Raw genomic sequence first — 12321 nt, 5'->3', positions numbered from 1 at the left:
CGGGTGGCGGTCACATACGCTCCGGTGCGGTGACCCCGAGCAGGCCCAGCCCGTTGGCGAGTACCTGGCGGGTCGCGTTCACCAGCACGAGCCGGGCGGCGTTGACCGGCGTCACGGGTTCGTCGCCCTGCGGGAGCACCCGCAGCGCCTTGTTGGTCTGGAACGGGTGGTAGGCGCCCGCCAGCTCCTCCAGGTAGCGAGCGATGCGATGCGGTTCACGCAGCGTCGCCGCGCTCGCCACCACCCGGGGGAATTCTCCGATGGTCCGGATGAGCGCCCCCTCGAACTCCGAATCCAGCAGGGCGAAATCGGGAGTCACCGCGTCGTATTCGAATTCGGCGGCATTACGAGCGATCGAGGCCGCACGCGCGTGCGCGTACTGGACATAGTAGACGGGGTTGACGCTGTCCTGTTTCGCCCACAGGTCCAGATCGATATCGATACTGGAGTTCACCGAGCTGCGGACCAGCGAGTACCGGGCGGCGTCCACGCCGATGGCCTCGACCAGATCGTCCAGTGTGACCACGGTACCGGCACGTTTGCTCATCCGTACCGCGACGCCGTCGCGCAGCAGATTCACCATCTGCCCGATCAGCACCTCGACACTGTCGGGGTCGTCCCCCAAGGCGGCGGCCGCGGCCTTCAACCGTCCTATATAACCGTGGTGATCGGCACCGAGCATATAGATGCACAGATCGAAACCGCGCGACCGCTTGTCCTGCAGATAAGCGATATCCCCGGCGATATAGGCGGCATTGCCGTCGCTCTTGATGACCACCCGGTCCTGGTCGTCACCGTATTCGGAACTGGCGATCCACCAGGCACCGTCCTTGGCGTAGAGATCGCCGGAGCTCTTCAGGGCTTCCACCGCTCGTTCCACCGCACCGGAAGCGAACAGCGAGCTCTCGTTGTAGTAGACGTCGAAATCGGTGCCGAATTCGTGCAGCGTTTTCTTGATATGGGCGAACATCAATTCCACGCCCTCGGCGCGGAACAGCTCCAGCCGCTGCGCCGGCTCGAGTTCGACCGCACCGGGATGCGCGGCGACGATCCGATCGGCGATCTCGGCGATATAGGCGCCCGCGTACCCGTTCTCCGGGGTGGGCGCACCGGTGGCGGCGGCGACCAGCGATTCGGCGAACCGGGTTATCTGCGCACCGTGGTCGTTGAAGTAGTACTCGCGGGTGACCTCGGCGCCCTGCGCGGCCAGGATCCGGCCCAGCGCGTCGCCGACCGCCGCCCACCGGGTGCCACCCAGATGCACCGGCCCGGTCGGATTGGCGGAGACGAACTCGAGGTTGATCCGGGTACCGGCGAGCGTATCGGCGGTGCCGTAGTTCACACCGGCCGCGCGTACCTGCTCGAGGATCGCACCCTGCGCCGACGCGGCCACCCGGATGTTCAGGAACCCCGGCCCGGCCACTTCCGCGGACGCCACGGCGTCGGTTCCGCTCAGCGCTTCCGCCAGCCAACCGGCCAGTTCACGTGGGTTCGTCCCGGCTTTCTTCGCGACTCGCATCGCCACATTGGTGCTGTAATCACCGTGTTCCGGATTTCGCGGACGCTCCACATCGACCTCGTCGGGGAGGACCGTGGGGTCCAGTCCACGTTCGGCGAGCACCTTCGCGGCGGTCGCGTGAAGGAGATCTGCAAGGTCGGCTGGAGTCACGAGTCTCTATCCTATGGTCCGAGTGGGTGCGCGCCGCGAGTGGGCACCGCGGTCAGGTGTAGCTCCGCCGGCACCGCAGCCGTACGCGGACCGCGGCGGGGCGGCGCCCGGCCGCATACATTCGACACTGTCCATCACGTGGAAAGAGCTAGGACCGGTATGCCGAACAGGACCAGCGCCAAATCGGCCAAGGCCGTCAAGGCGGCGGGCAAAGTCGCTTCCGCCCGGGCGAGCGGCGGTAAGAACAAGGGCAAGCCGCCGCTGATGCAGCGAATTCCCTGGCTCACCGTCGGTGCGGCCGTGGTGCTCATCGGTCTGGTGGTGGCGCTGGCGATCAGCCTGGTGCCCAAATACCAGGAGAAGGCCGCTCTGGAGAAGTTCACCCCCTCGGAGCAGAAACAGGACCCCTCCGATCAGATCGAGGGCGTGGTGAAACAGGAATATCCCGCCGGTATCCACGTCGACGCCACGCAGCGGGTCGCCTACGACCGGACCCCACCGTTCGGCGGTCCGCACGACGCCTCCTGGGCCAACTGTATGGGCACCGTGTACGACAAGGCACTGCGCGAGGAGAACGCGGTGCATTCCCTGGAACACGGCGCGATCTGGATCACCTACAACCCGGCCGAGATAGATCAGGCGGGAATCGACACGTTGAAGGAAAAGGTCGAGGGTGAGCAGTACATGCTCATGTCGCCCCACCCCGACCAGGAAGCGCCCATCTCGCTGCAGTCCTGGGGTCATCAGCTCACCGTGACCGATGCCGACGACGAGCGGATCGGCCAGTTCATCACCGCGCTGCGCCTGAACAACTACGCCTACCCCGAGGTCGGCGCCGACTGCGCCACCCTGGGCTTCGATACCGAGAACCCGCCGCCCTACGACCCGAGCGATCCGGGTCCCGACGCCGTGCCGATGGACGGCGGCGGTATCCAGCCCGATCAGAGTGAACTCGGCGGCGGTATGCCCGGTGGGCTGCCGGGCGGGCTGCCCGGTGGTATTCCGGCGATCCCGGGTATGCCCGGCACCCTGCCGGAACAGCAGCAGGCGCCCGGGTCGGGACAGTGACTCCGGAGACCGGCACTCCCGGCCCCGAGCCGCGCTCCGGCTCCGGTTGGCGCGACCAGCTGCGCGGCCAACGCACCGCCCTGCTGATCATCGGCGCGATCGCCCTGCTCGTGGCCGGTTTCGGCGCAGGGGTGTCGCTCGCGCCGGATCCCGGCGGTCCCACGCAGCCGAATACGGTCGATATCGGGTTCGCTCAGGACATGTCCGCGCACCACGCCCAGGCCGTGGAGATGTCCGGTATCGCGCTGACCGGTTCCACCGACCCCGCGGTCCGTCGGCTCGCCTACGACATCCTCACCACCCAGCAGAGCCAAATCGGGCGGATGCAGGGGTGGTTGCAGATGTGGGGCGCACCGGCCCGCGGTGCCGACGGCTATATGGGCTGGATGCCCGCGGACGGCCACGGGCACGACCACGGCGGCGGCGCCATGAGCGCTATGCCGGGGATGGCCACCACCGCGGAGATCCAGCGGTTGCGCACCACTACGGGCCCCGAGCTCGATGTGCTGTTCCTCCAGCTGATGCTGCGTCATCACGAGGGCGGTATCCCGATGCTCGAGTACGGCGCCGCGCATGCCGCCACCACCGGGATCCGGGTACTGGCCGACCAGATGCTGGTCGCTCAACAGGGGGAATCCCGGCTCATGACCGATATGCTCGCCGGCCGCGGTAGCCGGCCGCTGCCCATGAACTGACCCGCCACCACCTGTTTTGGTCTCACCGCGGGTGATGCGATACGCTGTGGTCCGCCCGATCGACCGGCCTCCGGTCCGGTCGGTCAGATCCCCGCCCTCGTAGCTCAGGGGATAGAGCGTCTGCCTCCGGAGCAGAAGGCCGCAGGTTCGATTCCTGCCGAGGGCACCGAAGAACCCCTACCGGGCGAAATGCCGGTAGGGGTTTTCGTTTCTCCGGTTACCGGCGAGCCGGCCGGCCGGATATCCGGGCCGGGTCGCCCCGGTGGTCGCCGTAGCGGAGCCGCGCTGCCCGCTCGCCCGCGGTCGGTGCCTTCCGGCCGGCGAGGTGTCACCGCCACGGCAGTACGCCCGCGCAGTTCGACCGCGCATGTTCCGGGTGACGTATCGGTCGGTGAACCGGTCGGCTCCGAAGCCGAGAGCAGAGGGCATTGTCGTTTCGTCGGCCAGGGGTTTCTAGCCCAGCGATCCGGCCAGTGCGGCGTGCAGGTCCAGCAGACCGGGTATCTGCTCGGCCGGGCGGCGGCCCAGCCCGCATTCGGTGGCGATACCGAACGCGGAGACGAACTCGCTCGCGGCCTCGATCCGCCGGCGAGCCCCCTCGAAACCGTCGGAAGCATGGACCAGCCCCAGGTACAGCGTGGTCCGCGCCGGAAGAGCGAGGTGCGCCAGGGGCGCGAAGTACGCGGCATCGCTACGGTCCTTGGGGACCGGAAGATGGAGCCAGTCCAGACCTCGGCTCAGCTCCTTCACCACTCCCGAAGCCACCGTGACCAGGGTCGAGGTATCGGCCGGCTCCACGAAATGCCGATGCCCGAAATCGCCGTAGCAGAGGTGATAACCGAGCTCGACCGCTTCCGGTACCTCGTCGCCGAGCCGGGACAGCCGCTCGACTATCCCGGCCAGCCGGGTTTCGGTATCGGCGCCGAACCAGCACGGAAAAACGCCTTCCAGCAAAGCGAATTCGACTGCCGCGTCCCACTGGACAGCCAGATCCTCATGAGGGACGACCGCACAGATGTGGGCCAGTTCGTCGAGGATCCGGCTTTCATAACGCGCTTCCAACTCGGTCTGCGGGCCCGCGATGAACGCGCCGACCACCGCGATCGGCGTCGGCAGACTCACCTGGAATCGGGTGCCGGGCCGGATCACTCCTTGTTCTCGCAACCGCTGGAACACCTGCCACGACTCCAGCGCGGCCTCGGCGTAGCCGAGCGGGCCGAAATCTATGGTGGTGGGGTCGATACCGGGGGCCGGTTGCACGCGCTCGCTGGGCCCGTATTCGGGGCTGGGCGGCGGTACCGTCACCAGCTCGGGATGTGCCTGCAGTTTGGGTAGCTGCCAGACCACCCAGTTGTCACGTTCACCGGTCTCGCCGTCGGGGATTCGCCGGATATGCGGCCCCAACCGTGTGGCGGCCTCTCCGAAAACGTCCGCGGCATTGCTCAGTGGAACGCTGCCGCACAGATGGACACCCGAACCTGTCATATTCCTCAACCTTTTGTGCCTTCCCGGGCTGTCGCCCGGCGAGAGTCTAGAATCGCCGCGCGATTCGCGCGCGGCAAACCGACCGGCCGCCTCGATTTCGGCACGACGTTCGCCGCACCGGACACCGGGCCGGTGCGTGTCGTAGGGTTCGGGCAACATCCCGGGAACGGAGAAAGCCTTGACTCGACCCTCAGCAGGCCCGCCGAACGGGCCTCAGCCGCCCGGCGGCCCGCAACCCGGCCAACCGGAGCCTCCGCCGCGGCCGCGTAAGAAACGAACAGGCCTGATCATCGGCGCGATCCTGGCGGTAGTCGTGGTGGCCGCCGGGATCACGGCCGCGGTGGTACTGACCCTGCAGGGCAGAACCCCCCTGTCCTCCGACGAACGGCAGGTCGAAGCCGCGCTCCGGGATTTCTACGGCACTCTCACCGACGATGGCTTCCGCGCCGCCACCCGACTGGCGTGCCGGGCCGATCGCGACGAGTTCGCCGCCATGTCGGAACCGGAGCAGATGGAAGCCGAGAAACTCCAATTCTCCGTGGTGATCGAATCCGTGGACGATATCGTCGTCACCGGGGACCGTGCCAAGGCCCGGATCACCGGCACCTTCGATTTCTCCACCCCCGGCGGTGACGCCGGCGAGGGGATGGAAGACAGCTCGGAGGAGAGCTTGGTGAAAGAGGACGGCGAGTGGCGGGTCTGCTCATCGACCGGCGCCGAATGAGCGGCCTGCGCCGATGAGCTGCTGCGGCCCCTCCCGCCGCACCCTTCTCGGCGCGCTGGGCCTGGCCGCACTCTTACCCGCGACCGGATTCGGAACGGGCCGGGCGGGGGCGGAATCCGGGGCGGTCTCGGCCACCGATCTCGAGGTCGTCACGGTGACGGACACCGCCGCTGTGCTCACCTGGACCAGCCGCGTACCCGATACCGCGGGCCGGCCGGTGCCCTCCGCTACCGAGGGCGAACTCCTTCTCGCCCCGGCCGACGGATCCGGCCCCCTACGTCGCGTATGGGCCTCGCAGGGCGCGACCCCCTACCACTACGCGGAGGTCGACGGCCTCGAACCCGGTCGCGCCTACCGGTTCGAAGCGCGAAGCGCCGGGGTTGTGGCGCAACCGTCGGCGGCCTGGTCCACCCGGTTGCCGGGCACCCCGGAAACCACGGGCACGTTCACCACCCTGGTCCCGCCGCCCGGCCGGCTGCTCCGGACGCTGGCCCTGGCCAACGATGTGCACTACGGCGAAACGGTCAGCGGTCTGGTGGTCGGCGATCTGCCGCCGGGTATCCGCCAGGAGCCCGGACTACCGCCCTATCCGGAAGTCATGCTGGACGCCCTGCTCGACGATCTGCGGCGCCCCGATCGCGGCGGCACGATCCTGCTGCTGGCCGGCGACCTGAGTGCCGAGGGCCGGCTCGCGGAGTTGCGTGCGGTCCGCTCCCGGCTCGACCGCTGGGGTCGCGCCGGCCACGATTATCTGGCGGTGCGTGGGAATCACGACCGTCCACACCCCGGTAGCGACTACGCGGACTGTCCGGCGGTACCCGGCGCCGCCGGGCACCACGATTGCTGGGGGGAGGTGTTCGGACCCCGGCAGCAGGTTCTGGAACACGAACTCGGCGGTTTGCGGATCCTCGGCCTGGACACCAGCGCACTGGACGGCGCCGGAGGCACGCTGGACCCCGGCCAACTGGACCGGGTCGCGGAATCGCTCCGCGCCGAGCCGGACCGCCCTACCGTGGTTTTCGGTCATCATCCGGTGACCACCGAGGCCGGCCTGACCAATATGGCCGGCCCGGGTTTCGTGCTCGACCGGGAGTCGGCGCTGCGGTTACAGCAGCTGTACGCGAGCGCGCCCGGGGTCTTCCTGCAGCACAGCGGGCATACCCACCGGACGCGCCGCACCCGCCCGGATACCGCCTGCGCGGTGGAGTTCCTGGAGGTGGCCGCGGTCAAGGAGTATCCCGGCGGCTACAGCCTGCTGCGGATCTACGAGGGCGGCTACATGGTGAACTTCTACAAGACGCGGACCCCGGATGCCCGCCGCTGGAGCACCCTGACCCGCGGTGAATACTTCGGACTGCTCCCCGATTACACAGCGGGCACCTTCGCGGATCGCAACCATGTGGTGTTGCGGGATCTCTCGGGGGCCGGCTGAGGCGAGCCGATCCGTGGCGTACCGAATCCCGTTCACCCGGAATCGATCCGAGATCGATTCCGGCCGCCGGATTCGAGCGAGCGGCGGGAATCGAACCCGCGTGAACGGCTTTGCAGACCGTTGCCTCAACCACTCAGCCACGCCCGCGTGACCAGATGATCATGGCTGCCCGGCGCACCACCGCCCAGGGTTGAGCTCAGTCCGATCGCAACCGGAGACAGACGGGCGGGGCGGATCCCCGGCCCTGCGGTACCGTTCCCAGCACTGCCGGGGCAACCGCATCCGGCCGTGCAATGATCGAACGCATGTCTCGTCCCCGCCCGTTACCGGTCGACCCGATCCAGGAAGCCCACCGTCAGTGGGTCGGCCACGGCTGGGGCGCGGTCGCCGACGGGATGGCAGCGGTGACCTCCCTGGTCCGTGCCCAGCAGATCGTGATGGCGCGCGTCGACGAAGCGCTGCGGCCGACAGGTCTGACCTTTTCGCGTTATGAACTGCTGCAACTGCTGAACTTCAGCGCCACCGGCGCGCTGCCGATGGCGGTGGCCAGCGCCCGGCTGCAGGTGCATCCGACCAGTGTCACCAATTCGGTGGACCGGCTGGAGGCGGCAGGGCTGGTGAACCGGGTACCACATCCGAACGATCGCCGCGCCACCCTCATCGAGATCACCGATACCGGAAGAACTCTCGTCGCGGAGGCGACCGAGTACCTGAACGACCGGGTGTTCTCCCGGCCCGGGCTTCCCCCGGACCGGCTGCGCACCCTGTTGCAGTTGCTCACCGAGTTCCGGCATACCGCGGGCGACTTCGATACCGGCGAGGAGCCGGCACGCTGGGCCGAGCCCTGATCGCCACGAACCGCGGGCGCGGCCGGCCCGAGAAGTGGGGCGGCCGACCGGCAATAGGCCGATTCGAGCATACCGGTCGGTCCACTCGTCATCGTCCTCAGCAAACACTGCGCAGGTAGGGGGCGGGACAGCGAATTTCTCCGCCGTTCGGCTTGGCAACACCGCATCCACGGAGCACCATATGTTTATGGTGCTGGTCCTCGGGGTATCTTTGGGCTCCTCGGGAGCACGCGCGGTACTCACCCACTCCGATCAACCGCATCTGCCGCCGATCGACCGCTGCCACGTACCCGCGACGCCCCACACCTCCCCCACCGACCCGGTACTCACGGCGGTCCGCCGGATGCACACCGCGGCCCGCCAACGCGACGAATACATCACCGGAACCGCGGTGACCTGCCAGAATCGCCCCCAGGCCGATCTCGTCGGGGAGGCGCTCGGAACCGGCCGGGTGACCCTCGTGGACGAACCCCTGGCCCAGCTGCGCTATCTGCGGTTCACCGAGAAACTGCCGGATACCGGTTCCGTCGTACTCTTCGACCTCGGCGCCGCCGGCCTGACCCTCACCCAGATCGACTGCCGGACCGATACGGTCCTCGCCGGAACGCACTGCCCCGGCCTCGGCGGCGACGCCTACGACGAAATGCTCTGCGACTGGCTCGACGGCGCGGGCGTATTCACCGACGAAGCAGCGGCGGCTCGCTACCGGGAGGCGCTGAGCAGCGCCCGGGTGGTGACAGCCGCCGATCCCGGGACCGCCGAACGCGCGGTCATCACCCGCAGCGACCTCGCCGGGCTGTGCGACGAAGCGGTGCAGGCGGCGGCCGGACTGGTCCACCGGGTGACAGAGCAGACCGAGATCACGCCCGACGCGGTGGTCGTGCTGGGTGGCTGCGCCCGCAACCCCGTCCTGCGGGCTCGTCTTTCCGAGTTGCTCGGACTACCCTTGATCGGCGATTCCGAGCCCGAGTACGTTTCGGCCCGTGGCGCCCTGCTCTTCGCCGCCGAGCGGCCCGCCGCCGGTATCCGCACCGCCCATATCCGAGCCGGGGGCCAGGTGGTCCCCCTGGCCCCGCCGCCGGTCGGCCGGCGCAGGGTGTACGCGGCGGCGGCCGTGACGATCGGGCTCGGCGCGACAGTGGCCGGGCTGCTCACCGCCCAGAACGGCACGGCAGCGCCCAGCCGGAGCCACTATGTGCCCACCGATATCCTGGACGTGCCGCCCGCGCCCTGAGCGATCAGCGATTCTCGAACTTCGCGGCCCGCTTGTCCACGAACGCGGCCATGCCTTCCTTCTGATCCGCCGTGGCGAACAGCGAGTGGAACACCCGGCGCTCGAACCGCAGCCCCTCGTTCAGCGTGGTCTCGAAGGAACGGTTCACCGCTTCCTTGGCGATCATGGTCACCGGCAGCGACATGGCCGCGATGGTGGCCCCCACCTCCAGCGCGGTGTCCAGCAATTCCGCGGCCGGCACGATCCGCGAGACCAGTCCGGCGCGTTCGGCTTCTTCGGCATCCATGTTCCGGCCGGTGAGTACCAGGTCCATGGCCTTGGCCTTACCGATGGCGCGGGTCAGCCGCTGCGAACCACCGATACCGGGGATGACACCCAGTTTGATCTCCGGCTGGCCGAATTCGGCGGTATCCGCCGCGATCAGGATGTCGCAGATCATGGCGAGCTCACAGCCGCCGCCCAGGGCGTACCCGCCGACCGCGGCGATGGTGGGCTTGCGGAACTGGGCCAGCCGCTCCCAGCGGGCGAAGTAGTCGTCCATGAACATGTCCATGTACGACTTGGGCTGCATCTCCTTGATATCGGCCCCGGCGGCGAAGGCCCGCTCCGAACCGGTGATCACCACCGCGCCGATCTCGTCGTCCCGCTCCAGCTCGTCGAGGGCGGCGATCACATCGTCGAGAACCTGCGCGTTGAGCGCGTTCAGCGCCTTGGGCCGGTTCAGCGTGATGAGGCCGACCTTGTCCTTACGCTCCAGCAGAATCGTCTCGAAGTCGGTCACAGCACATCCTCTGGGGTCGAAACGGTCATGACTATCGGTGACGATACCGCGCTGCGGGCCACCGGCCGCGAAATGATTTTCGCGTGCCTCCGGCCCCACTGCCCGGTCGTCCGCACCACGGCCGCACGCCGGCCATGGCGTATTCGATCTGCTCCCCGCACCCGGTCCGCCGGGGCCACCTCACCCGTTCCGGCCGCGGCGGAGGTCGGTTCGGCCGGGCCCGGCTCGTGGAGATCCCGGCGCTCCGGATCACCACTTCCGGGGAAGCCGGCCGCGATCCGGTACGGGTGACGTGTGGAAGCTCGGAACCGGGCCCAGCGCGATGGTGGGCCCGTTCCGGGGATTCGATGCGGGTCTGCCGTGCGGGCATTCACTCCGCGGAGTTCGCTCTCCCGCTGCGTTCCCGCACCTCGGTGATGATGGCCGAGAAATCCCGGTCGGCGGAGTTCTCGTTGAACTCACGGTAGATCTCCGCCGCGAGTTCGCCGATCCGGCCCTCGACCCCGTTGGCGCGCAACGCCGCCACTGCCAGCCCCAGATCCTTGTTCATCAGGGCGGTAGCGAATCCCGGCCGGTAGTCGTTGTTGGCCGGGCTGGTCGGCACCGGCCCCGGCACCGGGCAGTAGGTGGTGAGCGCCCAGCTCTGTCCGGAGGCCGTGGACACCACATCGAAGAACGCCTGATGGCTCAGGCCCAGTTTCTCGCCCAGCACCAGGGCCTCCGACAACCCGATCATGGAGATGCCGAGCAGCATGTTGTTGCAGATCTTGGCCGCCTGCCCGTTCCCCGCGGCACCGCAGTGCACGACCTTGGCGCCCATCACCTCCAGCACCGGCAGCGCCTCCGCGAAATCGGTGTCCGCACCGCCCACCATGAAGGTCAGCGTTCCGGCCGCCGCCCCGGAGACCCCGCCGGAAACCGGTGCGTCCAGCGCCCGGTGCCCGGCCGCCGCGGCGGCCTCGGCAGCGGCCCTGGCATCGGCCACGTCGATGGTCGAGCAGTCCACGAACAGCGTCCCGGGGGCCGCCACCGGAAGAATCTCCGCGTAGACGTCGCGCACCAGTTTGCCGTTGGTGAGCATGGTGATCACGATGTCACGCCCGGTGGCCGCGGCCACCCCGGAATCCACCAGGGCGACCCCGTCCTTACGCGCCTGCTCCTGCGCGGCCGGGGAAGGGTCGAAGGCGTGTACGTCGTAACCGGCCTCGACCAGATTGGCCGCCATGGGACCGCCCATATGGCCGAGGCCGAGGAAACCGATCGTCTTGCTCATCACTTGCCCTCCGGAATCGTCAAACCCAGTTCCCGTGTGCCCAGTCCGGCGAAATACGCGTCGACCTGCGCCGCGGTCACCTCGGACAGCGAAGCCGGTGACCACTGTGGGTTCCGGTCCTTGTCCACGACCTGGGCGCGGATACCTTCGACCAGATCGTGCGAGGCCAGCGAGGCGACCGAAACCCGGTACTCCTCGTTCAGCACCGCTTCGAGGCTGCCGGCGGCCCGCGCGGAACGCAGCGACCGCAGTGTCACCTGCAGCGCCACCGGGGATTTGGACAGCATCTCGGTGGCCGCCGCGGCGGCTTCCGGGGCACCGTGTCCCTGCAGCCGGGCGACGATCTCCGCTACGCTGTCTGCGCTGTAGCAGGTATCGATCCATTCGCGCTGCGTGAGCAGCGCCGATTCCGGGGCCTCGGTCGCGTATTTGGCGATGGCTACCTCGGCCGTTTCGGTCTGCAACGTGGTCAGCAGCGCCGGAATCTGTTCGGCGGGCACGAAATGGTCCGCGAAGCCGGTGGCGATGGCGTCACCGGCCTTCATCCGGGCCGTGGTGAGCGCGATATGCGTACCCAGTTCGCCGGGGGCCCGGGACAGCAGGTAGGTGCCACCGACATCCGGGATGAATCCGATACCGACCTCGGGCATCCCCACGGTCGATCGTTCGGTGACGATCCGGTGGCTGCCGTGCGCGGACAACCCGACCCCGCCGCCCATGACGATCCCGTCCATCACGGCGACATACGGTTTCGGATACCGGCCGATCAGCGCGTTGAGAATGTACTCGTCGCGCCAGAACTCGCCGGTTGCCGAATCAGCGGCGGCGCCGACGTGCCCGGCGGCCTGCTGTTCCTTGGCGTCGTGGTGGATGGCGACGATATCACCGCCCGCGCACAGTCCACGTTCTCCCGCGCCGGTGAGGGCGACGGTCCGCACCGAATCGTCGGTGGCCCAGGCCCGTAACTGCTCGGTGATGGTGAGCGCCATCGAATGATTGAGCGCATTGATGGCCTTGGGCCGGTTCAGGGTGATGAGTCCCAGGCCGTCACGTTGTTCGACCAGGACTTCGGGTTCGTCGCTCATATATTTCCTTCCGGCGTCCGCGGACGT

At 68.4% G+C, this 12321-nt stretch carries 11 protein-coding genes and 2 tRNA genes; 7 read left to right on the top strand and 6 right to left on the bottom strand.

Annotated features, from left to right (window positions below):
* Window positions 1–10 precede the first annotated feature (10 nt).
* Window positions 11–1669, bottom strand: a complete 1659-nt coding sequence (argS, locus tag ACYR7D_RS10995) for an arginine--tRNA ligase (RefSeq protein ID WP_459549504.1) — start codon at window positions 1667–1669, stop codon at window positions 11–13.
* A gap of 159 nt (window positions 1670–1828) precedes the next feature.
* Between argS and ACYR7D_RS10990 the strand changes: the two genes are divergently transcribed.
* The 3 genes from ACYR7D_RS10990 (at window position 1829) to ACYR7D_RS10980 (ending at window position 3598) form a co-directional block, all read left to right on the top strand.
* A complete protein-coding gene (locus ACYR7D_RS10990) occupies window positions 1829–2737 on the top strand; it encodes a DUF3105 domain-containing protein (protein WP_459549503.1) in 909 nt (302 codons plus the stop codon).
* Window positions 2734–3432, top strand: coding sequence for a DUF305 domain-containing protein (locus tag ACYR7D_RS10985; protein ID WP_459549502.1), 699 nt, complete (start codon window positions 2734–2736; stop codon window positions 3430–3432). Before ACYR7D_RS10990 ends, ACYR7D_RS10985 begins: the two co-directional genes overlap by 4 nt.
* 93 nt (window positions 3433–3525) lie before the next feature.
* Window positions 3526–3598: transfer RNA gene (locus tag ACYR7D_RS10980), tRNA-Arg, on the top strand.
* Window positions 3599–3885: 287 nt separating this feature from the next.
* Here the strand turns inward: ACYR7D_RS10980 and ACYR7D_RS10975 are convergent.
* Window positions 3886–4917: a hypothetical protein gene (locus tag ACYR7D_RS10975; protein WP_459549501.1), complete on the bottom strand. Its 1032-nt coding sequence runs from the start codon at window positions 4915–4917 to the stop codon at window positions 3886–3888.
* Window positions 4918–5095: 178 nt separating this feature from the next.
* Here ACYR7D_RS10975 and ACYR7D_RS10970 point away from each other — a divergent pair, with 178 nt between their 5' ends.
* Window positions 5096–5641: an Rv0361 family membrane protein gene (locus ACYR7D_RS10970; RefSeq protein ID WP_459549500.1), complete on the top strand. Its 546-nt coding sequence runs from the start codon at window positions 5096–5098 to the stop codon at window positions 5639–5641.
* A gap of 13 nt (window positions 5642–5654) precedes the next feature.
* Window positions 5655–7073 (top strand): metallophosphoesterase, encoded by a 1419-nt coding sequence (locus ACYR7D_RS10965; RefSeq protein WP_459549499.1) that lies wholly within the window; start codon window positions 5655–5657, stop codon window positions 7071–7073.
* Window positions 7074–7148: 75 nt separating this feature from the next.
* Here the strand turns inward: ACYR7D_RS10965 and ACYR7D_RS10960 are convergent.
* Window positions 7149–7220 (bottom strand) — tRNA-Cys (locus ACYR7D_RS10960).
* 158 nt (window positions 7221–7378) lie between these two features.
* Here ACYR7D_RS10960 and ACYR7D_RS10955 point away from each other — a divergent pair.
* Window positions 7379–7921: a MarR family winged helix-turn-helix transcriptional regulator gene (locus ACYR7D_RS10955; RefSeq protein ID WP_459549498.1), complete on the top strand. Its 543-nt coding sequence runs from the start codon at window positions 7379–7381 to the stop codon at window positions 7919–7921.
* 181 nt (window positions 7922–8102) lie between these two features.
* The gene (locus tag ACYR7D_RS10950) at window positions 8103–9155 is read left to right on the top strand and encodes an Hsp70 family protein (protein ID WP_459549497.1); all 1053 of its coding nucleotides are present in this window, start codon (window positions 8103–8105) and stop codon (window positions 9153–9155) included.
* Between the two features lie 4 nt (window positions 9156–9159).
* On the opposite strand, the gene ACYR7D_RS10945 is transcribed toward ACYR7D_RS10950, so the two are convergent.
* The 3 genes from ACYR7D_RS10945 to ACYR7D_RS10935 all read right to left on the bottom strand — a co-directional run bounded on the left by ACYR7D_RS10945 (window position 9160) and on the right by ACYR7D_RS10935 (window position 12294).
* Window positions 9160–9936 (bottom strand): enoyl-CoA hydratase, encoded by a 777-nt coding sequence (locus ACYR7D_RS10945; RefSeq protein ID WP_459549496.1) that lies wholly within the window; start codon window positions 9934–9936, stop codon window positions 9160–9162.
* A 370-nt stretch (window positions 9937–10306) separates the two neighbouring features.
* Window positions 10307–11209, bottom strand: coding sequence for a 3-hydroxyisobutyrate dehydrogenase (gene mmsB / locus ACYR7D_RS10940; RefSeq protein ID WP_459549495.1), 903 nt, complete (start codon window positions 11207–11209; stop codon window positions 10307–10309).
* Window positions 11209–12294, bottom strand: a complete 1086-nt coding sequence (locus tag ACYR7D_RS10935) for an enoyl-CoA hydratase/isomerase family protein (protein WP_459549494.1) — start codon at window positions 12292–12294, stop codon at window positions 11209–11211. The genes mmsB and ACYR7D_RS10935 overlap by 1 nt, the downstream gene beginning before the upstream one ends.
* Window positions 12295–12321 lie beyond the last annotated feature (27 nt).

Source organism: Nocardia sp. X0981, assembly GCF_977089955.1.
Note: the sequence above shows the minus strand (reverse complement) of the source record. Positions and strands in the feature narration are given on the sequence as shown.

Excerpts from the sequence above, each read along its gene's own strand:
- ACYR7D_RS10955 (WP_459549498.1), top strand. The coding sequence starts at position 7,379 with ATGTCTCGTCCCCGCCCGTTACCGGTCGACCCGATCCAGGAAGCCCAC.
- ACYR7D_RS10975 (WP_459549501.1), bottom strand. The coding sequence starts at position 4,917 with ATGACAGGTTCGGGTGTCCATCTGTGCGGCAGCGTTCCACTGAGCAAT.
- ACYR7D_RS10935 (WP_459549494.1), bottom strand. The coding sequence starts at position 12,294 with ATGAGCGACGAACCCGAAGTCCTGGTCGAACAACGTGACGGCCTGGGA.
- ACYR7D_RS10950 (WP_459549497.1), top strand. The coding sequence starts at position 8,103 with ATGTTTATGGTGCTGGTCCTCGGGGTATCTTTGGGCTCCTCGGGAGCA.
- ACYR7D_RS10965 (WP_459549499.1), top strand. The coding sequence starts at position 5,655 with ATGAGCTGCTGCGGCCCCTCCCGCCGCACCCTTCTCGGCGCGCTGGGC.
- ACYR7D_RS10990 (WP_459549503.1), top strand. The coding sequence starts at position 1,829 with ATGCCGAACAGGACCAGCGCCAAATCGGCCAAGGCCGTCAAGGCGGCG.
- mmsB (WP_459549495.1), bottom strand. The coding sequence starts at position 11,209 with ATGAGCAAGACGATCGGTTTCCTCGGCCTCGGCCATATGGGCGGTCCC.